Raw genomic sequence first — 24,178 nt, forward strand, 5'->3', positions numbered from 1 at the left:
AACTCATTGCGCGCGGCGACGGGTCTTCATGTCGAGCCAGACCGCGAGAATGACGATGATGCCGGTGACCAGCGGCTGCCAGTTGGCGCTGACCGACAAGAGGTTCATGCCGTTCAGCACCAGCGTCAGGATCAGTGCGCCGATGAAGGTGCCGAACACTGTGCCGACGCCGCCGAACAGCGAGGTGCCGCCGATCAGCACGGCGGCGATGGCGGGCAGCGTCAGGCTTTCGCCGATATCGGCCTCGGCCGAATTGAGCCGCGACAGGAAGATGATTGAGGCGAGCCCGGCCATGGTGCCTGAGACGGCGTAGACCAGCAGCAGGCGGCGCGCCACCGGAATGCCGGAGAGCCGTGCCGCGACCGGATTGGCGCCGATCGCATAGATCTCCTGGCCCCAGATCGTGCGCTGGGCAAACAGCGTTCCAATCCCGAGAAACACCAGCAGCAGATAGACCGGGATCGGCAGGCCGAACAGATAGCCGCTGCCGATCTGGCGGAAGCCGGCCGGAAAGCCGTGAAGGGTTTCGCCCGCCATGTACCAATAGGTGAGGCCGTTCAGCACCCAGAGCATGCCATAGGTGGCGATGAAGGAGGGGATGCGCAGCGCAGTGACCATCACGCCGTTGAGGAGGCCAACGATGCCGCCGCAGGCAAGCCCGGTGAAGATGCCGAGCGCCGGCGAGCCGGTCTTGTGGATCACGGTTCCGGCGATGCAGGCGGACAGGGCGACATTGGCGCCAACGGAGAGATCGAGGCCCGCGGTCAGCACCACCAGCGTCAGGCCCGACGCGATGAAGAAGGTCAGGCTCGCCTGCCTGAGCACATTGAGGATATTGCCGAGGCTCAGGAAGGAATCGCTGAGCACGGCGAGCACCGCGCAGATCAGCAGCGCCGCGAGCAGGCGATAGAATACCTGGATCGCGTCCTGTGACAGGAACGAGCGCGGCGGCGCGATAGCGTCTTTGCTGATGTCGGTCATGCGCGGCTCCGCAGGCCGTCAAGGAAGAGGGCAACGATGACGAGGACGCCGACGCTTGCGACCTGGACCGAGGACGGCAGCGAGATCAGGTTCAGTCCGTTGCGCAGCACGCCGACCGAGAGCACGCCGAGCAGCGTGCCGAGCAGCCAGCCATTGCCGCGCTCGAACGACGTGCCGCCGACGGCGACAGCCGCGATCGCATCGAATTCGAGACCGAGGCCCGCGGTTGGATGCCCGGAATTCATCCGCGCCGTCATCAGCAGGCCGGCGATGCCGGCCATGGCGCCGCCGATCGCATAGACCGCGATCAGGAGCCGGTTGGGTGACAGGCCGGCGTAGCGCAGCGCCTCGCGGTTGCCGCCGAGCGCGAAGATATAGGTGCCGAAGCGGGTGTGATAGAGAAGGGCGTGAAAGGCCGCATAGGTCACCAGCGCCATCACGATCGGCACGGGCACGCCGAGCAGTGTCGCCGAATAGATGTCGCGCACGCTGTGGGGGATGCCGACCACGCTCTGACCGTCGCTGACGATCAGCGACAGGCCTTGTGCCATGCCGAGCGTGCCCAAGGTCGCAACGAAGGGCGGGATGCCCACGATGGCAACCAGCCAGCCGTTGGCGAAGCCGAAGGCCGCGCCGACGAGGAGCCCGGCACCTAAGCCCAGCAACATCGAGTGAGTCGCAAGTGAGACGATGGCGACGCAGAGCGAGGTCAGCGTCAGCACCGCGCCCATCGACAGGTCCAGCCCCTCCGTCATGATGATCAAGGTCATCGGCAGCGCGAGCATGGTCAGGATCGTCGACTGCACCAGCACGTTGGAGAGGTTGGCGACCGATAGAAAACCGGGCGCGATCGTGCTGAACAGCGCGATCAGAAGCACCAGCACGATCGCAACCCCGGGAATCCGTTGCAGCGGATTCGGTTGTGAAACGACCGCGGCCTCACGCATGATGCATCCCCAGTCGCACGATGTTCTCCTCTGTCAGCTCGTTGCGCGCGAGGTGCCCGGCGATGCGCCCCTCGCGCATCACATAGGCGCGGTCGCAGACATGGCAGATCTCGACCTGTTCGGACGAGATCATCAGCGCCGCTGCGCCTTCCGCGACAAGGCGGTCGATGAGGGCGAAGATTTCGGCCTTGGCACCGATGTCGATGCCCCTGGTCGGCTCGTCGAAGATGAAGAGCTTCGAGCCGGCGGCGAGCCACTTGCCGATCACGACCTTCTGCTGATTGCCGCCCGAGAGCAGGCCGACGATCTGGCGCGCGCTGGGTGTCGCAATGCGTAGCTGACGGATCAGGCCGTCGGCGGTGCGCTGCGCGCTGCGCTGGTCGAACAGACCGCTCGGGAACAGCTTTCGCAGCGCCGACACCACCAGATTGTCGCTCACCGATCGCAGCAGCGCGAGGCCCTCGCTCTTGCGGCTCTCCGGGATCAGCGCGATGCCGCGGCGGGCGGCAAGATCAGGCTCGCCGGAGATGGTCTTGCCGTTGAAGACAATCTCGCCTGATGTCACGGCATCGGCGCCGAAGATCGCGCGCGCGACCTCGCTGCGACCCGAGCCGACCAGGCCACACAGACCGACGATCTCGCCGCGGCGCACCTCGATGTTGATGTCGGAGATTCCGCTGGTGGCGCTCAGGCTCTTGACTTCGAGCAGCACTTCGCCAGGCTTGTCGGCAAAATTGCGCGGGTAGGTCATGTCGACATTGCGGCCGACCATCATGCGGACGAGCTGGTCCGGCGTGACGTCTGCCGGGCGAACGCCGTCGATGCGACGGCCGTCACGCAGCACGGTGATGCGATCGCCGAGCGCGAACACCTCCGCCATGCGGTGCGAGATGTAGACGATGGAGACGCCGTCGGCCTTGAGCCGCGCGATCAGCGCGAACAGCAGCTCGGTCTCGCGATCGGACAGCGCCGCGGTCGGCTCGTCCATCACCAGGATGCGCGCGTTCTGGCTGATCGCTTTGGCGATCTCGACCATCTGCTGCTGCGCCACTCCCAACTTGTCGACGATGGTGGAGGGGTCGATCTCGAAGCCGATCGTGCCAAGCACTCGCCTGGCGTCGGCCAAAATCCTGCGACGGTCGATGGTGCCGGGGATGCGGCCCTTTGGCTCGCGGCCGAGAAAGATGTTCTGGGCGATATCGAGATGGGGGACCAGCGAGAATTCCTGGAAGATCACGGCAATGCCGAGCTTCTGCGCGTCCGCGGCCGAGTGGATCGCGACCGGCTCGCCTTTGTAGTAGAACTCGCCGGCATCGGCGCGGTAGGCCCCGCACAGCACCTTCATCAGGCTCGACTTGCCGGCGCCGTTCTCGCCCAGCAGCATGTGGACTTCGCCGGGAAAGACGGCAAAGGACACGTCATCCAGCGCCTTGACGCCGGGAAACTCCTTGCTGATGCCGCGCAGCTCAAGGAGCGGGACAGGTGAGGAGGGCTCGACGGCCAATGCGGCGGTGCTCATGCGCGCGCTCCGCTTGCAAAGATCTTTCCCGGGTTCATCAGTCCGTCAGGGTCGAGCGCGGATTTGATCGACCGCATCACATCGACGGCCTCGCCGAGCTCGTCGGTGAGATAGTCGATCTTGCCGAGACCGATGCCGTGCTCGCCGCTGCAGGTGCCGTCCATGGCAATGGCGCGGGCGACCATGCGGGCCTGGAGCGCGTTGGCGCTTTCGGTCTCCTCCGGCCTGGCGGGATCGATCAGGATCAGCATGTGGAAATTGCCGTCGCCGACATGGCCGACGATCGGCGCCGTAAAACCATGCGCGTCCGCGTCGCGCCGCGTTTCGGTGAGGCATTCCGCCAGCCGCGAGATCGGCACGCAGACATCGGTGATCACGGCGCGCGCGCCGGGGCGCAGGCCCAGGCCCGCATAGAGCGTGTTGTCGCGGGCGTGCCAGAGCCGGCTGCGGTCTTCCGGCGCCTTAGCCCAGGCAAAGCTGTGGCCACCATGATCGGCGGCGATAGCCTGTGCGGCTTCGGCCTGCTCGGCGACGGAGCTCCCGGAACCATGGAATTCGAAGAACAGGGTCGGGGCTTCGCGATAGCCTAGCTTCGCATAGGCGTTGATGCCGCGCATCATGACGTCGTCGAGCAGCTCGATGCGCGCGATGGGGATCGCGGACTGGATCACGGAGATCGCGGTGTCGACGGCGTTGTGCAGGGTATCGAAACTGCAGACCGCGGCCGAGATCGCCTGCGGCACGGGATGCACCTTCAGCGTGATCTCAGTGATGACACCGAGCGTGCCCTCGGCGCCCACGAACATGCGGGTCAGGTCGTAACCGGCGGCTGACTTGCGTGCGCGCCGGGCGGTCCGGATCACGCGGCCGTCGGCCAGCACAACCTCCAGCGCCATGACATTGTCCTTCATGGTGCCGTAGCGCACCGCCATGGTGCCGGAAGCACGCGTGGAGGTCATGCCGCCGATCGAGGCGTCGGCGCCCGGATCGATCGGAAAGAAAAGCCCGGTGCCGCGCAGCTCTGCATTGAGCCGCTTCCGCGTGATGCCGGGTTGCACGACGACATCCATGTCGCTCTCGTGCACCGTCAGCACCTTGTTCATGCGGGCGAAGTCGAAGCAGACGCCGCCCGCGACTGCGGCCGCATTGCCTTCGAGCGAGGTCCCGGCGCCGAACGGCACGATGGGCATGTTTGCGCCCGCGCACAGCTTGACGATCTCCGCGACCTCCTGCGTGGTTTCAGGGAAGACGACGATGTCGGGCGGCAGGCTCCGATAGTGCGACTCGCTCTGCCCATGCTGATCGAGCACGCCACGCGCGACGCTCGCGCGCGGGCCGATCATGCCGGTGAGGCGATCGGCCAATATGCTCGTGCTGGCCCGCGGTCCCATCCTTGCTCCCTGTCTGCCTTTTTGTCGGACTCTTGTCTGGTCCGCGGTGTTCAGCTTATGCGGCTCTCGCGCTGCTCGCGACCTGCTTCAAGCCGAAATCATAGTTGAGATGAAAATACTCGTTGTCCACCATGCGACCATCCGGCGCACGCCCAGGCGGGCACCGCACAAATTCGCGGATCAGGCTGTCCTTGACGCCGAACACCACGTCGGAGTCGAGATACTGGTCGCCGGCCACGAACACATGGGTCACGAGTTGCTCGAAGCCGGGCGCCGAGATCATGAAATGCACGTGCGCCGGGCGCCAGGGATGGCGGCCCTGGGCCGCCAGCATGTCGCCGACCGTGCCGTCATGCGGGATCGGATAGGCAGCCGGCCTGATCGACCAGAAATTGAAGCGACCGTTCTGGTCGGTGTGGAAGCGCGCCCGCATCGCGAGGTCGCCGATCTTGTCGAGCTGCTGCACGTCGTAATAACCGTCATCGTCGGAATGCCAGACGTCCACGACGGCGCCGGCAAGCGGCCGTCCGTCGACGGTCGATACCGAGCCGGTGACGAGCATCGGATCGCCTTCCATCGGGCCGGAGATGTCAGCGCCGTTGTCTTTCTCGGGCGACGCCTGCACGAAGAACGGACCGAGCACCGTGGTTTCGGTCGCGCCTTCCGGCACCGGATGGTTGATCGCGTCGACCAGCATGGAGACGCCGAGCGCGTCGGACAGCAGGATGAACTCCTGGCGCTTGTCGTCGCACATGTGGCCGGTGCGGGTCAGGAAGTCGATGCCGTATTCCCATTCCTTCTGGGTCGGTCGCACCTCGCGGACGAAGGCATGAAGGTGGCGCACCAGCGCTTCGCTGACCTGCTTGATCCGCGGGTCGGTTGCGCCCGCGATCCGCTCCAGCACCGCGTCCGTGATCGTGTTTTCGTTGAAATTGCGCATGGGTGCCTCCGTGAATCAGAGTTTCGGTTCGCCAAGCCCGGACAGCCGTTCCAGATGCTTGACTGTCGCGATGAAGTCGGTGTCGCCGTCACCCTGCGCGACCAGCGAGCCATAGGTCTCGCGCACTTGGGCTGCGAGCTGAAGCGGCACGCCGACGGCGTGGCCGGCGCCGAGGATCAGGTCGAGATCCTTGGCCATCTGCCTGCAGGAGAAGGTCGAGTCGAAATCGCGGCTGCGCAGCGGCGCGGTCTTGTATTTCACCATCGGTGAGGCCACCGCGCTGTCGTCGAGAACCTTCAGAATGTCCTGCCAGCCGATGCCGCCTTTGCGCGCCAGCGCCAGGCTCTCCGCCATCATTGCGGCCGACACCGCGATCATCAAATTGACCGCAAGCTTGGCATATCGCGCTTCCTCGCAGGGCCCGAGATAGGTCTGGGCGCGGGTGAAGGCGGCGAGCAACGGCTTTGCGTTTTCGTAGGCGTCCTTCGGGCCCGAGACGAAGCAGCTCAGCGCGCCGGTGTGGACGATGCTGGCATTGCCGGAGACGGGCGCACGCAGGTAGAGGACACCGCGCGCCTGGGCGGCGGCGTCGACCTCTGCGGACGCCTGGACGCTCACGGTGCTGGTCTCGATCAGGACAGATCCAGCCGCCATCGCGGCGATGAGGCCGGTGCGGCCGAGCAATGCGCCGCGCAAGGCAGCGTCATCGGGCAAGGACGTGACGATCGCGGCCTTACCGTCCACGGCCTCCGCCGGTGAAGCGGCAATCGAAATGCCTTGCGCGCGCGCCTCGTCGAGCCGTGCGGCGCTGCGGTCGAACGCGGTCATGGCGTAACCAGCCTTGGCGACGAGCACCGACATCGGCAGGCCCATCTTGCCGATCCCGATGAAAGCGATGTTCTTAAGAGCGTCTGTCATTGTTGTTGTCCTTGACGCCTTCAGGCGGCGTGTTCCTGTCGCTCGATGTCCTGCACCAGCCGCCGGCCCGATTGCACGAGCAGTTCCTTCTTCGCCTCCAGGCCGTCGGCCAGCAGCCGACCATTCCGCTTCTTCCACACGCCGCCGATCATCACGGCCTCAATATTCGCAAGGCTGGTCTGCATCACTACGGTGGAGACGGGATCGTGCACAGGTACGAGGTTGAGATCGTTGGCATCAATGACGACGAGGTCGGCGAGCTTGCCCGGCGTCAGCGAGCCGATCTGGTCCTCGCGGCCGAGCATGCGCGCGCCTTCCGTCGTAATCCAGCGCAGCGCCTCGCGGGCGGGGATTGTGGTCGTTGCCGGAATGGCGCCGCTGGCCTTGCGCGACTCCGCGTTGTCGAGAGCTCGCTGCATCGAGAGTGCAACGCGCGCGGCGGAGAGGAGGTCGCCCGCCAGCACGGATTCCAGATCGATGCCGATCGTCGGCCGCACGCCGCGCTTGAGCAGCCGTCCGGTGATCGGAAAGCCGTGGCCCTGGATCATCTCGTTCTCCGGCGTCACCGAGAAGGAGACGCCGAGGTCGACCATCCGGTCCAGGAGGTCGTCAGGCAGGTCATTGCCATGGACGATGTTGACGCCGGGGCCGACGAGGCCGGCCTCGATCAGCTTCTCCCAGCCACCGGGCGTCTTGGCGGGACCACCGCCCTGATGCATCGATGCGATCAGCTTGAGCTCGCGCGCCAGACGGAAATCGTGCATGGCGACGTCGAGCGTCGAATAGTGCGGGCCGAGGATGGCGAGCCCAAGCGTGACGAGGCCGTCGCGGTCGGCGAGGGGCCCCGCCAGCAGTCGCTCGACCTCGCGGCGTGGATGCGGGATCTCCGAGAAATGCGGCTCGCCTGGTTTCGGCTCGGGCTTGGGCGAGCCGTGGAAGAAGGCCGCGCGGATGCCGCTCTCGACCAGGCCGCGCACGGCGGCGTCGGTATGAGCGGGCGTCGGATTGTTGTGGCACCAGTCGACCAGCGTGGTGGTGCCCTGGTTGATCTGGTTCAGCGCGCCCACCAAGGTCGCGATATAAATGTCCTCGGCTCTGAACACCGTAGCGAGCCCGGCATGCATGCGGCGGAAATATTCCAGCAGCGTCCAGTTGGCGGCATAGCCGCGCAAGCCCGTCTGCCAGGTGTGCATATGGGCGTTGATCAGGCCGGGGATGACGATGCGCCCGGCACCGTCCACGATCTCGGTCTCGGTCGCGCCGCCGAGATCGATCGATGGACGCAAATCAACGATGCGGCTGCCCTCGATCAGCACGTCGCCGCTAGGTAAATCACCGATCGCGTCATCCATGCTGATGATGACAGCGGACTTGATGAGCGTGCGCCGCATCGAATCAAACTGCCGCTTTGGTGGCGCCGGGCGGCTCGCCGGCCCAGGCGCGCGCGATCAGGTCGCGGATAGCGTCGCGTTGCAACGGGCGCGGGTTCCAGTACGCGTTGGTGACGGCGACGTCGGCAGCCTTGTCGATGCCGCCTTCGGGCATGCCGATGTCGCGCAATGCGACCTTCGCACCGAGCCGCTTCGCGAGCTCGAAAAGCCCCTGCGATGCATCGGCGGCGCCGATGGCGCGGGAGATTCGCGCCATCGCGTCGGGCACGGCCGGTGCATTGTAGGCCAGCGCATGCGGCAGCACGATGGTGTGGGTCTCGGCATGCGGCAGGTCAAAGGTGCCGCCGAGCGTGTGGCAGAGCTTGTGATGCAGCGCCATGCCGACGGTGCCGAGGCAGACGCCGCAGAGCCAGGCGCCATAGAGCGCTTCGGTGCGAGCCTCGCGATCGTCGCCCTTGGCCGCGATGGCGGGCAGGGCACGTGCCAAAGCGCGAATACCTTCTTCCGCCATCAGCGACGTGACGGGATTGGTGTCGCACGCGTAGAGCGCTTCGACTGCATGCGCGATCGCGTTGATGCCAGATGTCGCGGCCAGGCTCGCCGGCAGCGTCAAGGTGAGATCGACATCGTAGATCACGGTCTCGGGCAGGATGGCGGCGTCGCGGACCGTGGTCTTCAGTCCGTTCTCGGTCTGGCCGACGATCGGCGTCATCTCCGAGCCGGCATAGGTGGTGGGAATGCACAGTTGGTTGATCCCGGTGCGCAAGGCGAGCGCCTTGCCGAGCCCGGTCGTGGATCCGCCACCGAGGGAAATGACGCAGTCGGCCTCGCACGCCTTCATCGCCGCGAGCGCCCGCTCCGTGACCTCGACCGGCGTGTGCATGGTCGCGCCCGGAAAGATGCCGGCGTAGAGCGGACCGAGCGCCGCGCCCAAGCTCTTGCCTTGCGCCTCCTGCTGCGGCGTCGTCAGCACCAGGGCGCGCTTGCCGCCGAGCCGCTCGACCTCGGTCTTGGCCGAAGCCAGCGTTCCGCTGCCGAACACGACGCGGCAGGGCAGGTTTTCAAAGGTGAACGTACCGATCATGTGCCGGTCTCTTTGATGGGATAATCGACCTGGAACCGTCCGATCCGCAAGTCGCCCAGCGCCTCGCGCACCCGCAAATGTTCCGGGTGGGTGGCGTAGGCCTGGAGCGCAGCATGGTCGGTGAATTCGGAGAACAGAACGACGTCGCAGGCGTAGTCGACATCGCTGACATCGAGCCCGACTTCGATATGGGTGAGGCCGTCGATCCGGCCGCGCAAGCCCTCGAACAGGGTCTTGACCTTGACCCGGGCGGCGGAACGCTCCGCGGGCGTCTCCCCGCGCAGCCGCCACATCACGATGTGCCTGATCGGGCCCGACATTTCCCTGTTTCCTCGCCTGCTATCCTGCTTGTATTTCGGCCATTTTGACTTGCGGGATACGGAAATAAAGGTCAATAATCGCAAGTCTCTTTTCCTGTTTTCGAAAAAATGGACCGCCTGCTCCAGTTGGAAGTGTTCGCCAAGACGGCCGAGCTCGGCAGCCTTTCCAAAGCTGCCGAAGCCCTGCGCATGTCGAATGCTGCCGCGAGCCGGCATCTCAGCGCGCTCGAGGAGCGCCTTGCGGTCCGGCTGATCGAGCGCAACACCCGTCGGCTGTGGTTGACGGAGGCGGGGCAGGAGCTGCTGGAGCGCTCGAGCCGGGTTTTGAGCGAGCTGGCGGAAGCCGAGGACATCGTCAGCGATCGCGCGCTGTCGCCGCAGGGCACGCTGCGGGTGACGAGCTCGTTGTCCTTTGCGGTGATCTATCTGGCGCCGATGCTGCCGGCCTTCCGCGCGCGCTATCCGAAGCTCAACATGCAGATCACCACCGCCAACCGGTATTCCGATTTCATCGAGGCCGGCATCGACGTGGCGATCAGGACGCGCGAGCAGGAGCCGGATTCGAACATCATCGTCCGCCGCATCGGCCAGATGCGGCGGGTGCTCGCTGCTGCGCCGTCATATCTCGCAAGCTGCGGCGAGCCGGAACAGCCCGTCGATCTCGCGCGCCACAATATGCTGGTCTACAATCTCGCCAATGATCCCTATTCGCTGCGCCTGCGCAAAGGCAATGGCGCGCAGACTGTTCGCGTCACGCCGACACTCGACAGCAATGACGGCCAGGTTATCCGCGGCGCAGCACTGGCGGGGCTCGGCATCCTCATCCAGCCGCTCTATATCGTGCAAAGCGACATCGCGGCGGGCCGTCTCGTCCCGGTTTTGATGGACTGGGAGCTGCCGCTGCTGACGATGAACATCGCCTACCAGAACCGTGCCGGACTGCCCGCCAAGATCAGGGTCTTTTCCGACTTTCTGGTCACCCACATCCGCGAGCATTCGCAGCCGGGGATCTGGATCGACGCGGCGAAGTGAGCGACATTTTCGAATTCAGGCGGCTTTGCAGAAGGCACATCCATTGAAAGCTAGGACATCCGGCACCGCATGGCGGCATGCCAACATCGGTCGCCTGCTCAACAACGCAGTGCGGCGCTTCGAAAGTCGTGTGCTCGAGCTGATGAGCGAGAAGGGGCATGGCGAAACCCGGATCGCGCATGTCGGTCTCACACGCAATCTCGACGTGGAGGGGACCAGACTGACGGAGCTCGCCCGCCGCGCTTCCATGAGCAAGCAGGCGATGGGCGAGCTAGTCGATCAATGCGCCGAGCTCGGCCTGGTCGATCGCATCGCCGATCCGACCGATCGGCGCGCACGCATCGTCATGTTCACGCCGGCCGGGCGCAAATGGCTCGATGCGTTCCGCGACGCCGTCGATGTTGCCGAGCAGGAGATGCGCGCCGAACTCGGCAAGGCCACGATGGACACGATCCTGAAGGGATTGGCAGTCTACGGCGCGCAATTCGACACGCTCCACGAGCCCGATTAGTCAGGCTACTTGACGATATCGTCAGGCAACCTTACCATGCAGGATAATGCTGGCAGGGAGAAGCGTCTTGGAAACATGTCTGACGGCCTCGGTGCTCATCGTGGGTGGGGGGCCCTGCGGCCTGATGCTCGCCAACGAGCTCGGCCGGCGCGGCGTGTCCGCGATCCTGGTCGATGAAAAGCCGGGCACGGCATTCAATCCGCAAGCCAATGCGACGCAGGCACGCTCGATGGAGCACTATCGGCGGCTGGGTTTTGCCGACGAGATCCGACGCGAAGGTCTGCCTGCGGATTATCCGACTGACGTTGCGTACTTCACGCGCTACGCCGGCTACGAGCTGGCCCGATTTCAGTTGCCGTCGTCGTCACGCGCGGGCGAACTCGTCAAGGGCATGTCGGGCTCCTGGAGCGCGGCCGAGCTGCCGCATCGGGTCTCGCAAAAATATGTCGAGGCGGTGCTGCGCCGCCATGCCGAACGGCTTCCCGGAATACGGCTCAGCTACGGTCATCGTCTGATCAGCTACGTCGAGAGCGATGACGGCGTCGTCGCCGAGATCGAACGTCTCGATGACAACAGCCGCTTTCAGGTCCGCGCCGACTTCCTGGTCGGGGCCGACGGGCCACGCTCAATGGTCCGGCAGTCGCTCGGGATCGTCTACGGCGGCGAAACGGGAATGCAGCGCGATTTCATGGGCGGCCGCATGCTGGCGGTCTATCTCCGTTCGCCCGGATTCTACGCGAGCATCCCGCACGCCAAGGCCTGGATGTACAATTGCTTCAACGGCGACCGCCGCGCGTTTATGGCGTCAGTGAACGGTCGCGACGAGTTTGCGTTTCACACGCAGCTTCGGCCCGATGAGGACGAAAGTGCGATCACGATCGATGAAGCCAAAGCAGCGTTCCAGCGCGCCTGCGGCGCGCCGATCCACTGCGAAGTGCTGTCGTTCCTGACCTGGACCGCCGGTCACGCGCTGGTCGCGAATGGAATGCAGCGGGGCAGGGTGTTCCTCGGCGGCGACGCGGCGCATCTGTTCACGCCGACCGGCGGGCTTGGCTACAACACCGCGATCGAGGATGCGGTCAATCTCGGCTGGAAGCTCGCAAGCGTCGTCAAGGGTGCAAGCCCGGCGGGGCTGCTCGACAGCTATGAGGTCGAGCGGCGTCCGGTGGCGCTGCGCAACACCGATTATGCGCGTCGCTTTGCCGACTCGCTCGGTCTGTTCGCTCCCGCGCCTGACATCGAGGACCCCACCGAGGCCGGCGACGAGGCGCGGCGGACGGCGGGCGTCTATCTCGAACAGCACGCCCGCGCCGAATTCAACATTCCCGGCGTGACCTTCGGTGGGCGCTACGACGGCTCGCCGATCATCGTTTCCGACGGCAGTCAGCCGCCGCCCGATGCCGCGAACGTCTACGTTCCGAGCGCCTGTCCCGGCGGCCGCGCCCCGCATGCGTGGCTGGAAGACGGCGTCTCCCTGTACGACCTGTTCGGGTTCGAGTGGACGCTGCTCCAATTTGGCGAGGTCATGTCCGCTCAAGCGTCATTCGCCGAGAGCATTCGTGCGATCGGCGCCGATGTAAAACTCGTCACGCTGCCGAAATCCCTGCGCGATCTCTACGAGGCGGATCTGGCTTTGATACGCCCCGACCAGATCGTGGCCTGGCGCGGCAGCGCATCACAGGCTGGCATGATCGGGCGCGTGCTCCCCCGAGCACTCGGACACAATGCGAGCGACGGCGCACGGCTGGCCAGCTGATCGACTCTTGCCGTCGCATCCGACCAGCGGCTGCGCGGCCAATAACAACAAAACGACAAAAAGACAAATGACACCGGAGGAGGAAACCGTGACGATAAGAGCATTGGAGGACTACGACGATCATGTTCCGACCGTCGCCGCGGCCGAGCCGACGGCGAGCAGCCGCCGGCGTATCCTGATCGCCGGCACCATCGGCACCGCGATCGAATGGTACGACTTCTTCATCTACGGCCTGATCGCGCCGCTGGTGTTCGATCAGCTGTTCTTTCCGAAATTCGACCAGCTCACGGCGACCATTGCGGTGTTCGCGACGTTCGCCGTCGGATTTTTGGCGCGTCCGCTCGGCGGACTGGTGTTCGGTCATTTTGGCGACCGCCTCGGCCGCAAGTCGGTCTTGCTGTGTACGCTGCTCATGATGGGACTTGCGACCATGTCGATCGGATTGTTGCCGACCTACGCCAGTGCAGGCGTGGCCGCGACCGTCGCGCTCGTGGCGTTGCGCTTCGTCCAGGGGTTTGCGCTCGGCGGCGAGTCGACCGCGGCGATCCTTATGGCGATCGAGACGGCGCCCGGGCACCGGCGCGGCTTCTCGGCCGCGGTGATCCAGGCCGCAGGCCCCGTCGGTGTCGTGCTCGCCTCGTTCGCGGCGCTCACGATCTCGCGGCTGCCGGAAGCGGACCTGCTGTCATGGGGCTGGCGCGTACCGTTCCTGATCAGTGCGGTGCTGGTCGCGCTCGGCGTCTACATGCGCCTGCGCATCGAGGAGAGCGCGACATTCCGCGAAGCGAAGGTGACTGAAGTGGCGCCTGTGGTCGAGGCAGTGCGGGAGCACTGGCGGCCGATCCTCATCGTGTTCTTCGCCGAGATGGCGCAGACTTCCTATTTCTATCTGACCGCCATCTTCACCATCTCCTTCGCGACCCGTCAGCTCGGCGTCCAGAAGGACGTCATCACGCAGGCCGTGCTGTTTGCCAATCTCGTCGGGCTCGTTGCGATGCCCCTCATCGGCGCCTGGTCCGACCGCATCGGACGAAAGCGTCTGTTCCTGGCCGGCGTGGTGCTCGCAGCCATCTCGATGTTTGCATTCTACGGTGTGGTCGCGAGCCGTGACACGATGCTGGTGACGTGCGCGGTGATCCTCGCCGCGGGGGTGATCCATCCGCTGATGTTCGGCAGCGAAGGGAGCTATTTCCCGGAGCTGTTTCCGACCCGCATTCGCTTCACCGGCGTGTCGATTGGAAAGCAGCTCGGGACGGTGCTCGGCGGCGGCATTGCGCCGCTGGTCGCCACCAGCCTTTTTGCGCAGACGGGCTCCACCTACGCGATCACGGGATACTACGTCGCGCTCGCGCTCGCGGCGATGATCGCGCTCTGCTTCGCGCGTGAAACCGGCAAGTCGCGGCTGCTCGGCTGAGCTTGGCCACAACACCAGGGAGGTTTTCATGGACGTCAGTCTTCTCGTCAACGGACAGGATCAGGCCGCTTCCAGCGGCAAGGTGTTCGAGCGGCGCAATCCGCTGTCGCAGGAGGTCGCAAGCCGCGCGGCCGCCGCCACCGCTTCCGATGCCGACGCCGCAGTGGCGGCGGCTTTCGCCGCATTGCCAGGATGGTCGGCACTTGGCCCGAATGCGAGGCGAGCCCTGTTGCTGAAGGCCGCAGATGCGCTTGAGGCGAAGCGCGACGCCTTCGTCCGGATCATGATGGCCGAGATCGGCACGACGGAGATCTGGTCCGCCTTCAACGTCAAGCTCGCGACCGGCATGCTGCGCGAAGCGGCGTCGCTCACCACGCAAATCGCGGGCGAGGTGATCCCGTCGGACAAGCCGGGATGTCTCGCCATGTCCGTTCGCCAGCCGGCCGGCGTTTGCCTCGGCATCGCGCCGTGGAATGCGCCGATCATTCTCGGCGTTCGCGCCGTGGCGACGGCGCTTGCCTGCGGCAATACGGTCGTGCTCAAGGCCTCCGAGATCTGCCCGGGAACGCACCGGCTGATCGGCGGGGTCTTCAAGGACGCAGGCTTTCCGCCCGGCGTCGTGAATGTCCTGACCAACGCACCGGCCGACGCGCCCGCTCTGGTCGAGCGCCTGATCGCCAATCCTGCCGTGCGGCGGATCAATTTCACCGGCTCGACCCGCGTCGGCCGCGTCATCGCCGAACTCGCCGGCCGCCACCTCAAGCCGGTGCTGCTCGAGCTTGGCGGCAAGGCGCCTCTGATCGTGCTCGATGATGCCGACCTCGATGCCGCCGTCGCGGCGGTCGCGTTCGGCGCCTTCATCAATCAGGGCCAGGTTTGCATGTCGACCGAGCGGGTGATCGTCGACGAGGCGGTGGCGGCCGCCTTTGTCGAGAAGCTTGCGAAGAAAACGGCTGCGCTTCCGGCCGGCGACCCGCGCCACGGTCCGGTCGTGGTCGGCTCGATGATCGACGAGGCGCCGGCCAAGCATGTCGTTGCACTGATCGACGACGCGATCGCCAGAGGCGCCGTCAAGCTCGCGGGCGGCGACCGGGTTGGCACGGTCGTTCCGGCCACCGTGCTCGACCGCGTGGTGCCCGGCATGCGCATCTACACCGAGGAGAGCTTTGGTCCCGTCGTCTCGGTGGTCCGCGCGCGTGGCGTGGATGATGCCGTGCGGCTCGCCAACGACACCGAGTACGGCCTCTCGGCCGCCGTGTTCGGCCGCGATCTCGCGCGTGCGCTGACGGTGGCGCAGCGGATCGAAAGCGGCATCTGCCACGTCAACGGCCCGACCGTGCATGACGAGGCGCAGATGCCGTTCGGCGGCGTGAAGGGATCGGGCTACGGCCGCTTCGGCGGCCAGGCCGGCATCGCCGAGTTCACCGATCTGCGCTGGATCACCATCGAGACCCAGCCGCAGCACTATCCCTTCTAACCGCGCCGCAAGCGAAGCCCACCAGGACGTCCATTCATGAATTCGAAAGTTCTCACGGTTCGGGAAGCGACCCTCGGTGTGCTTCGCTCCTTTGGCGTCGATCGCGTTTTCGGCAATCCCGGCTCGACCGAGCTTGCCTTCCTGGGCGACTGGCCCGACGACATCGACTACGTGCTCGGTCTGCAGGAAGCCTGTGTCGTCGGCATGGCCGACGGCTATGCGCAGGCGACGGGGCGTCCGGCTTTCGTCAATTTGCACTCGGCGGCCGGGCTCGGTCATGCCCTCGGAAATCTCTTCACCGCGTTCCGCAACAAGACGCCGATGATCGTGACAGCCGGGCAGCAGGCGCGCAGCCTGTTGCGGATGCGACCCTATCTCCTCGCCGAGGACGCCGCACAGTTTCCAAAGCCCTATGTGAAATGGAGCGCGGAGCCGGCGCGCGCCGAAGATGTTCCAGCGGCGATTGCGCAGGCCTTCCTCACTGCCATGCAGCATCCGCGCGGTCCGACATTCGTGTCAGTGCCGTCGGATGATTGGGCGCGGCCCGCAGTCGCTCCGCCGGTCCGCCACATCGCGACGGAGTTTGCGCCGGATCCGGCGGCGATCGTCCGGCTCGGCGCGGCGATCCGAGCCGCCAAGAAACCTATCTTCGTTATCGGACCCGAAATCGATCGCAGCGGCTGCGTCGAGGCGATGGTCGCTGTGGCCGAGCAGGCGAGCGCGGCCGTTTGGGCAAGTCCGATGTCGAGCCGTTCGAGCTTTCCGGAACTGCATCCGCTGTTCGCCGGCTTCCTTCCGGCAGCGCCGGGAGGTCTCGCCCGCGCCCTGCGCGGCGCCGATCTGATCGTCGTGGTCGGCGCGCCGGTATTTACTTTCCATGTCGAAGGACAATGCGAATTGCTCGACGACGGAACGCCGGTCTGGCAGATCACCGATGATCCGACGGAAGCCGCATCCGCTTCTGTCGGTGACACCATCATCAGCACGCTCCCGAAGGCGCTGGCTGGGCTCCTGTCGGCGATGCCTGACATTGCGGAGCGCGAAGTGCCGGCCGCGCGGATGCGGCCTGCGGCTCCTGCCGCGCAAAATCCGATTCCGCCGGGCTATGCGCTCGCCCGGCTCTCCGCGTTGATGCCGGGCGATGCGATCGTGGTCGAGGAGGCGCCGTCGCATCGCCCCGCCATTCAGCAATTCCTGCCTCGGCCGGGCGCGGACAGCTTCTACACGATGGCGAGCGGCGGACTTGGCTACAGCCTGCCGGCCTCCGTCGGCGTGGCGTTGGCGCGGCCGGGTCGCCGCATCGTCGCCCTGATCGGTGACGGATCGGCGATGTATTGCATTCAGGCGATCTGGACCGCGGTGCAACGCCGCTTGCCGATCACCTTCGTGATCATGAACAATTCAGGCTATGGCGCGATGCGCGCCTTCAGCCAGCTGATGCAGGCGCATCGCCCGCCCGGGATCGACCTGCCCGGGCTCGACTTCGTGGCGCTCGCAAGGGGGATGGGTTGTCCGGGGCGGCGCGTGACCGATGCCGGCGATGTCGACGCCATCCTGACCGAAGCGTTGGCATCGAGCGGTCCCGCGCTGGTCGATATCGCCGTCGACGACGCCACGACCGACCTGTTCAGCCATCCGCGCTAGCTGGCGGTGGAGGGACTGGTTCGCGGCGACAAAACGCCAGATGGCAATTTGCTTGTGAAGGCGCGGGTCTTGGGTTGAACACGCGATCCGTCGATCACCTCGAGGTGGCCGCAGCGGTTCAAAGTATGCAACTTCCTGCCGGGCCATGCCGGTCCGGGCCGCAGAGAGTGGCGGACAATCTGCTTGAACGTCGTCGGCGAAAGTTCGACGATTTCCGCCAGGGCGAGCGCTGCGCCGTATCCGCCGGCACAATCCTGGACCGGGCGCCACAATTTGTCATTGATGGTGACGAAATTCCCCGCAGGCCGCGTGCTCGCGCGATCGATCAGCACGGGGTTGCTGGCATGCGGCAACCACGGGCCCATGAGGTGCTCGGCGTAATAGATCGCCAGCGAATCCGAATAGCCGCCGGTGCCGTCGCGCCAGGCTCCGAACAGATAATTCAGGCCGTTGTGTCGCGTGATCGTGGCATCGGCCAGCTCGACGCCCGAAAGCAGCGTCGCGTGCCGCTCCCATTTGTCGGGAAACCGGACGCATTTGTAAATGGCGACGTCCCCATTGGTCGAGCTCTCCGGGATCATCCACAACGCGCCATCGTCCTCGATCAAGAACGGATAGGAGAGGTGCCAAGGCTCGTTCAGCACGGGCACAACTTCTCCGACGGGGCCGGCATCGTCGAACTCGATTGCCGAAATGATTCCTTTTCCAACCCGGTGATCGAGATCTTCAAAGAAGACGAATGTTCTTCCCTGCCAGGTGATCGGGAAAGGATCGGCGTAGAAGTGATTTCCGGGATCGGCAAGGACGTTCCACGAAGGCCCTGACAGATCTCCACTCTGCCAGACGCCGGCGCCATCATTGAAGCGCCATCCGACATGCCAATGCGGGGCATAGCAGCAGAGGCGATAGATCTCCTTGGCGATCGACGTCGCTAGGCCGCGCGCAACGTACGCCGCCGGCGGGCGGCCGTTATCAATTAGGGCGGGGCGTGCCAGCTGCGGCACGATGCGCGGTCGTCCCGACAGGATGGCCGCCACCATGGTCAGGGTTCGCGCCATGACGGTTTCCAGTCCGCCGCTCAGACCGGCCGCGACTTCGGCGGAGGGGTGGCCGCGATCGAGGACGGCGCCGTCGACCTCGTTGATGATTTCGATCACCGGCAGATCGCCGGCGAGTATGGCGGCAAGGGCTGCGTTTTCGCCTGCGGCTCCATTGAACAGCGGGCGGAGATACTGCTGGGCGGAGCAGTTCGGATCCCGCGCGGCACCGGTGAAATCGACGATCACCTCAGGCGTTCCGGCGCGAGCCTGCATTCGTTCGGGATTGATCTTCAGCCTGTCGGTGCCGCTGTGTTTGCCCCTGTGCAACACCAAACGTTCGATTTCGAACAGCATGTCGAGACCAGCCGGCCGCGGCTCCGCCGTTGCCGTCCAGGCGATCTGGACCGGTACATCCCGGCCGCCGATCGACAGCGTCTCGCGGCCCATCCACCGCCGCGCATTCTCAATTTCACAGCGAAACTCGATGGTCATGTCGAGCCGATCCGTTTCAATGCGTCCCGATCAAATGACCTGGCCGAGAATTCGAACGTATTCCTCCACCATGGCGTCCACTGAATAGCGCAGCTTCAGGCCTTTGGCGTTTTGTCGCAGTTCGTCGCTCAGTTTTTGGTCCGTCAGGAGCCGGGAGACGGCGGCCGACAGCTTGGTATGATCGGTGGCATCGACGAAAAGCGCTGTCGGCTTGCCTTCGACGGACAACACCTCGCGCAAGACCGGGAGATCGGTGACGACGGAGGGAACGCCGGCATTTGCGGCCTCCACAGCGGCAAGGCCGAAGGTCTCCGCCTGCGTCGGAAATACGAACACGTCGAGAGCCGCGAGAAACTCCGCCATCTGGCGCGGGGTGATTTCGCCGAGCAGATGCAGCCTGTCCGATACTCTCAACTCATCCGCCAACTGCCGCAGCCGGGCCTCGTCGGCTCCCTGGCCGGCCAGCGCGAGCTGCCAGGAGGGTTGATCCGGCAACAGACGTATCGCCGCGTCGAGCCGCTTGTGCGGATGCAATCTTGCTGCGCAGCCGAGCAGGGTGCTTTCCGGCGGCAGATTGAATTTCTGTCGCGCGGCTTGCTTCGTCAGGGTGAGCGCCTTGTCGTCGAAGCCGTGCGGGACATGCACCATGCGCGAGCGATAGGCCTTCGGGTAGCGCGAATACTCGCGCTGCATGTCCTGCGAGTTGAGCGTGATGCGGTCGAAGAAGCCGAGGCTGCCCATGACGATGTCGGCGGTGCGGACTGGCCAGCTCATCGACAGCGCGGATGAAACCTGATTGGCGATGACAGGCGCACGGCAGATCAGGCGCGCCACGCCGGCGCCGATGACATTGCCGAAGTGCTGAAACGTCAGAACGGCGTCGGGCCTGGTGGCCCTGATATGGCCGCCGAGCGTCCACAGCATTCGCAGCAGCGCCAGCGGATTTCCCGGTCGGCGCGACGCGCAATAGATCGTGTCGGGCGGCTCATCGAACGAATCCGACTTGCGAAAGAAGAACAGATTGGTGACCCGATAGCCGCGGGCGGTCAGCCCGGCGCCAAGCAGGCGCGAGATCTCCTGCGCACCGGCGTTCTCGGCCTGGGTCTGTACGAGGAGCACGTGCGGCTTTTGTGCGCTACCGTTAGGCGGCGGGAGTGCTGTCGCAGTCGTCTCGCCCAACGCCTTGTCTGGCTGGTAATGCAGCACGGATCCCGACCCACTGAAGAAACGAATTTTTCAACTTCTTAACTCCGTATCTACCATGCGGGCATCGCGCGGACACCGACTAGCAATAAACGGAGTTAATGCGCGCCCTGCCGCAAGGGCATCGTTCGCGAATGAATTCCGCTGGTTCCCGACAAAACGAAGCGAGCGCGTTAACCAGTTGGTCATGACCGCGCCAGGCGCAGGTAACCGCGGATTAACCATAGATATTTACGTTGGAGCAGGCACTGAACAGTGTTCGCCAGTTGAATCCGAGTAAAATCCATGACGTTCGGTCGCCGCGCAGACCCGACAAGTTCCGGATCGACCGGTGCCGCCGCGTCGTGGCAGACGCGACATGCGTCGAACGGCGAGTCGCGCGAATCCGCCACGCGCTTGGGCGGTGCGCTCACGGCCGCGGGTGCGCTCTCCTTCATGCGGGACAACGCTCGCCGCATCCTGACGCTCGCTCTCGCTATTTTTGTCCTTGGCGTCGTCGTTCTCCTGGTGATCCCGGTTCGGTTTGCCGCGACCGCGCTGGTCGTGGTCGATCCCCGCGAGCAACGCGTGACCTCGGAGCAGGACGTTCTGCCGGGCATCGGGCAGGATAGCGCCGCGCTGCAAAGCCTGGTCGAAGTGGCGAAGTCCGACGGCTTTCTCGAGCCGCTGATCGAGCAGCTCAAGATTCGGGACGACCAGGACATTTCCGGAGGACATACCGACCCCGCGCGCCTGCTCGAGAGATTCCGCAACCGCCTCGACATTTCCCGGCGCGGGCTGACCTATGTCATCGCCATCCGTTTCACGTCGAACCGGCCGGAGCGGGCGGCTTACTATGCCAATGCCATCGCCGAGGCGTTCGTCGCCAGCCAGGGCCGCAGCCGCACTGACGCGACCGACGAGGCCGCCGACTGGCTCAGTGGCCGGCTCAAATCATTGAACGAACGGTTGAAGGCGTCAGAGGACGCCGTGGCCACGTTCAAGCTCGAGCACAGGATCGTCAACGCGGGCAAGGATTCCACCACCCAGCAATTGCGGGTCACCGAACTGTCGCAGCAGGTTGCCGCTGCGCGGGCCCGGACCGAAGAAGCGAAGGCCCGCTACGAGCAGGCGCAGCGCGACGTGAAGGCGAATGTCGATAGCCCCGTCAAGCAGGATCTCCTGAGCGCCCTGCGCGCACAGCGGTCGGCGCTCAATGACCAGATTGCGCAGAAGCGGGCGGTGTTCGGCGATCGCCATCCCGACCTCGTCATGTCGTACAGCCAGTTGACCGATCTCAACAGGCAGATCGAGGTCGAGCGGACGAAGGGCATCGATACCGCAAAATCGGAATACGAGGCCCAGCGCGAACAGCAGAAGGCGCTGGAAGGCCAGATGAAGGCGGCGGAATCGCAGCTTCTGGTCGATGGTCAGGCACTGGTCCGGCTCCAGGAGCTGCAGCGCGACGCCGAGGCCAACAGAAACATCTACGAGCAGTTCCTCTCGCGCTCCAAGACGACGAACGAGCAGCGCCTCTTGCAGAGCTCCCAGACCAAGATTGCGTCGTCCGCCATTCCGCCGCTGCGCTCGACGCTTCCACCGCTGTCTCTGCTGCTCGCCGCTCTCGCGATCGGTTCGCTGCTGACATCGACGGCGGTCGTTGTCGCCACGGGACGCGGATCGGACAAGTCCGCGCCTGATAGCCGCGACCCCGAGCCGGCTCCGCGCCCGCCCGCGACGTGGTCACGTCCGCCGGTTTGGGCCCGCATTCCCGACCTGACGCCTGGCGAGGTCCCCAGAAACATCTGGCAAGGTCCGGTGTCCGCGACGACCGAACTCGATCTCGGACCGCATCTGCGTCCGCTGCTGGAGCGGCTGGAGAAGGTGCCGGGACCTCGTGGCAAGGTCGTCCTCGTGATGTCGGTCGGGAAGCGGGCCGGCGGCAACACCGTCGCGCGGTCGCTGAATCGATGGGCGTTGAACACCGGGAAGCTGAGCGTGTTGATCCGGGTCGAGCCGGACCTCGGCGGTGCCGCAGCTGGCCTTGCCAAGGGCCAGGCCGACGGCATGACAACCGCGGATTTCCGCAGCGTCGATGAGCTCCTGAGCGCCAGCAAGAAGCCCCAGCCACAGCCCGCGGACGATATTCGCTCGGAGTTCGATCTGATCGTCGTCCACGCCACCTCCCTGGCGTTGCAGCCGGAGGCGGCGGCGCTGGCTGCTCACGCCGATCTTGTCATGCTGGTCGCGCGCGAGGACGCCGTCGACTCCGCCGCAATGCGCAGGGCAATCGCTGCGCTCTCCCGGTTTGCCGGCGTGCCGACGGGCATCGTCGTCAATCGTGTGCCGGCCGGCCCGTCGGCGTCGCGTCGCGGCGAAGTGCTGGGGCTGGCTGGTTGACGCCACCGGCAACGGATTGCCAAGCCGTGCAATCGTCTCGCTGAACAGACGTCTATTCGCCGGAGTCCGCGCCACGGACCGCGTAGGCGCTAGGCTTCGATGTCGAGAAGCGCAAAAGCCCCAGAATCGATGGATCGACCCCGGTTCGCCGGCGACAGAGGATGTTGAGAGCAATGGTCGCAAGCGCCAGCGACACAGTGGCCGAGATCGCTGCGCCAAGAACGCCGAGCCAGGGAATGAGGACGAGAAATCCGACCAGCCGCAGCGCGACGTTCCCCGCGATCACGGGGACATATTCGCGCTCATAGCCGGTCAGCTGCAAGATCGCCGCAGACGGACCGCCCGCGGCCTGGAACGCCGTTCCGATCGCGAGCACGATCAAGACCCAGTGTTGCGCAGCGAAATGCGGCCCGAACAGGTTGAGCAGATGGGGACCTCCAACCCAGATCAGGAGGAGTCCGCTGACCACGCACACCGCGGTCACTTCCGCCATGAGCCGCAACGTTCGCTCGAACTCCTGATGGTTCTTGCTGAAGTACAGCGAGGGCAGTCGACGTGCGCCAAAACTGTACAGTGCCGCCGACAGCATGGCGAAGATGTTGGCCAGGCGCGAAGCGGCAAAGTAAATTCCGGCGGTTGTCGGGTCCAGCATCCAGTAGACCAGAATGACGTCGAAATACTGGTTCGCGGCCTCGAGGATGGATGCGACCCAGAAATGAAGCGCGCTCGATCTCCAGCGCGACATCTCGGACCCCGCCGCCGTGCCGCGGAAATCCGGCAGGGTTCGCGCAATCGCGATGATCTGTGCAATCAGTCCGACCGACATGGCAATCGTCATCACGGCGATCAATTCGGCGGGATCGAGCTGGCGATGGCCGAACATGATTGCGAGCAGGAACAGCACGACGCTGACGCGCCAGAAGAACTCCCTGTTTCCTTCGCCCATGAGAATGCTGACCAGCGAGCGTGCGATCTGGCTGCCAAGCATCAGTCCCGCATTCACGGCCGTGTAGGCCGACACCGCGATGACCAGCAGCCACGAGGCGCCTTTGATGTTCGCGCCGATCGCGATTGCGCCGATCGCAATCAGCATCGCGACGGAGGAAATCTTCAGGCTCGATAGCAGCACGCCTTTGGTGAGATCGGGCTGATTTCCCACCCGATACTCGTTCAGAAATCGCACCAGCAGCGATTCTTGGCCCACCAGTCCGACGACCGCCGCCATCTGGGCCACCGAAAGCCAGGTCGCAAAGATGCCGAACCCATCGGGCGACATCGTTCGTGCCGCAAGCGAGAACAACGCGAACGCAAGCGCGCCGCTACCAACCTTGAGAAGGATGGTTCCGGCAACACCGCGCGTCACGTCGCGCCGCATGAACTGGACGATGGATTCGATCATGAAAACTTAACGAGGCAACTTTCCTGAAGAGACACTTTCCGATTGCTTGCGACAGCCTAGCATGGCGAAAAACCACGAGTGTTAATGAGCGGCCTCCATGATCCCGCCGACCGCGGCGATGTCGCGGCCATGCCTGTTGCTTCACTATGGAACATCGTTGAGCCCATTGTCCCAGATAGAGCAAACTTCAGCCTGATCGCGTGGCGGCATAGCGCCGCATCGACGGCCAATGAGGCGAGATGAGCCGCTGGAATGCGGACCGGCTCGCCGGGAATGGCCATCCCGAGCAAGGCGCGTGCCGAATCTCATCGGGCCGGGCAGGTCTGCGCTGCATTAACCG

The 24,178-nt window shown here is 65.0% G+C and carries 19 protein-coding genes; 7 read left to right on the top strand and 12 right to left on the bottom strand.

The window, feature by feature from the left end; all coding sequences use genetic code 11:
• Window positions 1–3: 3 nt before the first annotated feature.
• The 9 genes from BRA1417_RS0118855 to BRA1417_RS0118895 are packed head-to-tail and all read right to left on the bottom strand — an operon-like array spanning window position 4 to window position 9,491.
• A complete protein-coding gene (locus BRA1417_RS0118855; protein ID WP_027517122.1) occupies window positions 4–981 on the bottom strand; it encodes an ABC transporter permease in 978 nt (325 codons plus the stop codon).
• Window positions 978–1,928: an ABC transporter permease gene (locus BRA1417_RS0118860; RefSeq protein WP_027517123.1), complete on the bottom strand. Its 951-nt coding sequence runs from the start codon at window positions 1,926–1,928 to the stop codon at window positions 978–980. Before BRA1417_RS0118860 ends, BRA1417_RS0118855 begins: the two co-directional genes overlap by 4 nt.
• Window positions 1,921–3,447: a sugar ABC transporter ATP-binding protein gene (locus BRA1417_RS0118865; protein ID WP_027517124.1), complete on the bottom strand. Its 1,527-nt coding sequence runs from the start codon at window positions 3,445–3,447 to the stop codon at window positions 1,921–1,923. The genes BRA1417_RS0118860 and BRA1417_RS0118865 overlap by 8 nt, the downstream gene beginning before the upstream one ends.
• Window positions 3,444–4,838 carry an FAD-linked oxidase C-terminal domain-containing protein gene (locus BRA1417_RS0118870; RefSeq protein WP_027517125.1) on the bottom strand — a complete coding sequence of 465 codons (1,395 nt, stop codon included), beginning with the start codon at window positions 4,836–4,838 and terminating at the stop codon, window positions 3,444–3,446. The genes BRA1417_RS0118865 and BRA1417_RS0118870 overlap by 4 nt, the downstream gene beginning before the upstream one ends.
• A gap of 55 nt (window positions 4,839–4,893) precedes the next feature.
• The gene (locus tag BRA1417_RS0118875; protein ID WP_027517126.1) at window positions 4,894–5,778 is read right to left on the bottom strand and encodes an intradiol ring-cleavage dioxygenase; all 885 of its coding nucleotides are present in this window, start codon (window positions 5,776–5,778) and stop codon (window positions 4,894–4,896) included.
• A gap of 15 nt (window positions 5,779–5,793) precedes the next feature.
• Window positions 5,794–6,696, bottom strand: coding sequence for an NAD(P)-dependent oxidoreductase (locus BRA1417_RS0118880; RefSeq protein ID WP_027517127.1), 903 nt, complete (start codon window positions 6,694–6,696; stop codon window positions 5,794–5,796).
• Between the two features lie 20 nt (window positions 6,697–6,716).
• The gene (locus tag BRA1417_RS0118885) at window positions 6,717–8,087 is read right to left on the bottom strand and encodes an amidohydrolase family protein (RefSeq protein WP_027517128.1); all 1,371 of its coding nucleotides are present in this window, start codon (window positions 8,085–8,087) and stop codon (window positions 6,717–6,719) included.
• A 4-nt stretch (window positions 8,088–8,091) separates the two neighbouring features.
• Entirely contained in the window at window positions 8,092–9,171 is a 1,080-nt protein-coding gene (locus tag BRA1417_RS0118890) for a maleylacetate reductase (RefSeq protein WP_027517129.1), read from the bottom strand.
• Entirely contained in the window at window positions 9,168–9,491 is a 324-nt protein-coding gene (locus BRA1417_RS0118895; RefSeq protein ID WP_027517130.1) for a Dabb family protein, read from the bottom strand. Before BRA1417_RS0118895 ends, BRA1417_RS0118890 begins: the two co-directional genes overlap by 4 nt.
• A 108-nt stretch (window positions 9,492–9,599) precedes the next feature.
• On the opposite strand from BRA1417_RS0118895, the gene BRA1417_RS0118900 reads away from it, so the two are divergent.
• From BRA1417_RS0118900 to mdlC, 6 genes are all read left to right on the top strand, one after another.
• Window positions 9,600–10,523 carry a LysR family transcriptional regulator gene (locus tag BRA1417_RS0118900; protein ID WP_027517131.1) on the top strand — a complete coding sequence of 308 codons (924 nt, stop codon included), beginning with the start codon at window positions 9,600–9,602 and terminating at the stop codon, window positions 10,521–10,523.
• A gap of 43 nt (window positions 10,524–10,566) precedes the next feature.
• Window positions 10,567–11,034, top strand: a complete 468-nt coding sequence (locus BRA1417_RS0118905; protein WP_027517132.1) for a MarR family winged helix-turn-helix transcriptional regulator — start codon at window positions 10,567–10,569, stop codon at window positions 11,032–11,034.
• Between the two features lie 46 nt (window positions 11,035–11,080).
• Complete coding sequence (locus tag BRA1417_RS0118910; protein WP_027517133.1) at window positions 11,081–12,790, top strand: FAD-dependent oxidoreductase; 1,710 nt, start codon at window positions 11,081–11,083, stop codon at window positions 12,788–12,790.
• Window positions 12,791–12,878: 88 nt separating this feature from the next.
• Window positions 12,879–14,204, top strand: coding sequence for an MFS transporter (locus BRA1417_RS0118915; RefSeq protein ID WP_027517134.1), 1,326 nt, complete (start codon window positions 12,879–12,881; stop codon window positions 14,202–14,204).
• A 28-nt stretch (window positions 14,205–14,232) separates the two neighbouring features.
• A complete protein-coding gene (locus BRA1417_RS0118920) occupies window positions 14,233–15,681 on the top strand; it encodes an aldehyde dehydrogenase (protein WP_027517135.1) in 1,449 nt (482 codons plus the stop codon).
• A 36-nt stretch (window positions 15,682–15,717) separates the two neighbouring features.
• Complete coding sequence (mdlC, locus tag BRA1417_RS0118925) at window positions 15,718–17,325, top strand: benzoylformate decarboxylase (protein WP_027517136.1); 1,608 nt, start codon at window positions 15,718–15,720, stop codon at window positions 17,323–17,325.
• Here mdlC and BRA1417_RS0118930 read toward each other — a convergent pair.
• Window positions 17,322–18,857: a hypothetical protein gene (locus BRA1417_RS0118930; RefSeq protein ID WP_027517137.1), complete on the bottom strand. Its 1,536-nt coding sequence runs from the start codon at window positions 18,855–18,857 to the stop codon at window positions 17,322–17,324. The two genes, mdlC and BRA1417_RS0118930, sit on opposite strands and share 4 nt — an antisense overlap.
• A 30-nt stretch (window positions 18,858–18,887) precedes the next feature.
• Window positions 18,888–20,063 carry a glycosyltransferase family 4 protein gene (locus BRA1417_RS0118935; RefSeq protein ID WP_027517138.1) on the bottom strand — a complete coding sequence of 392 codons (1,176 nt, stop codon included), beginning with the start codon at window positions 20,061–20,063 and terminating at the stop codon, window positions 18,888–18,890.
• Between the two features lie 282 nt (window positions 20,064–20,345).
• On the opposite strand from BRA1417_RS0118935, the gene BRA1417_RS0118940 reads away from it, so the two are divergent.
• A complete protein-coding gene (locus BRA1417_RS0118940) occupies window positions 20,346–22,439 on the top strand; it encodes a GumC family protein (protein ID WP_027517139.1) in 2,094 nt (697 codons plus the stop codon).
• 52 nt (window positions 22,440–22,491) lie between these two features.
• On the opposite strand, the gene BRA1417_RS0118945 is transcribed toward BRA1417_RS0118940, so the two are convergent.
• Window positions 22,492–23,838 (bottom strand): lipopolysaccharide biosynthesis protein, encoded by a 1,347-nt coding sequence (locus BRA1417_RS0118945; protein WP_027517140.1) that lies wholly within the window; start codon window positions 23,836–23,838, stop codon window positions 22,492–22,494.
• Window positions 23,839–24,178 lie beyond the last annotated feature (340 nt).

Origin of the sequence: Bradyrhizobium sp. WSM1417 (assembly GCF_000515415.1) — a bacterium.
In the GTDB taxonomy this organism is placed as follows: domain Bacteria; phylum Pseudomonadota; class Alphaproteobacteria; order Rhizobiales; family Xanthobacteraceae; genus Bradyrhizobium.

Bases quoted from the DNA above. Each gene is read 5' to 3' on its own strand.
- BRA1417_RS0118870 (WP_027517125.1), bottom strand. From the start codon at position 4,838: ATGGGACCGCGGGCCAGCACGAGCATATTGGCCGATCGCCTCACCGGC.
- BRA1417_RS0118890 (WP_027517129.1), bottom strand. From the start codon at position 9,171: ATGATCGGTACGTTCACCTTTGAAAACCTGCCCTGCCGCGTCGTGTTC.
- BRA1417_RS0118875 (WP_027517126.1), bottom strand. From the start codon at position 5,778: ATGCGCAATTTCAACGAAAACACGATCACGGACGCGGTGCTGGAGCGG.
- BRA1417_RS0118880 (WP_027517127.1), bottom strand. From the start codon at position 6,696: ATGACAGACGCTCTTAAGAACATCGCTTTCATCGGGATCGGCAAGATG.
- BRA1417_RS0118865 (WP_027517124.1), bottom strand. From the start codon at position 3,447: ATGAGCACCGCCGCATTGGCCGTCGAGCCCTCCTCACCTGTCCCGCTC.
- BRA1417_RS0118885 (WP_027517128.1), bottom strand. From the start codon at position 8,087: ATGCGGCGCACGCTCATCAAGTCCGCTGTCATCATCAGCATGGATGAC.
- BRA1417_RS0118945 (WP_027517140.1), bottom strand. From the start codon at position 23,838: ATGATCGAATCCATCGTCCAGTTCATGCGGCGCGACGTGACGCGCGGT.
- BRA1417_RS0118855 (WP_027517122.1), bottom strand. From the start codon at position 981: ATGACCGACATCAGCAAAGACGCTATCGCGCCGCCGCGCTCGTTCCTG.
- BRA1417_RS0118910 (WP_027517133.1), top strand. From the start codon at position 11,081: ATGCTGGCAGGGAGAAGCGTCTTGGAAACATGTCTGACGGCCTCGGTG.
- BRA1417_RS0118920 (WP_027517135.1), top strand. From the start codon at position 14,233: ATGGACGTCAGTCTTCTCGTCAACGGACAGGATCAGGCCGCTTCCAGC.
- mdlC (WP_027517136.1), top strand. From the start codon at position 15,718: ATGAATTCGAAAGTTCTCACGGTTCGGGAAGCGACCCTCGGTGTGCTT.
- BRA1417_RS0118895 (WP_027517130.1), bottom strand. From the start codon at position 9,491: ATGTCGGGCCCGATCAGGCACATCGTGATGTGGCGGCTGCGCGGGGAG.
- BRA1417_RS0118900 (WP_027517131.1), top strand. From the start codon at position 9,600: ATGGACCGCCTGCTCCAGTTGGAAGTGTTCGCCAAGACGGCCGAGCTC.
- BRA1417_RS0118930 (WP_027517137.1), bottom strand. From the start codon at position 18,857: ATGACCATCGAGTTTCGCTGTGAAATTGAGAATGCGCGGCGGTGGATG.
- BRA1417_RS0118860 (WP_027517123.1), bottom strand. From the start codon at position 1,928: ATGCGTGAGGCCGCGGTCGTTTCACAACCGAATCCGCTGCAACGGATT.
- BRA1417_RS0118940 (WP_027517139.1), top strand. From the start codon at position 20,346: ATGACGTTCGGTCGCCGCGCAGACCCGACAAGTTCCGGATCGACCGGT.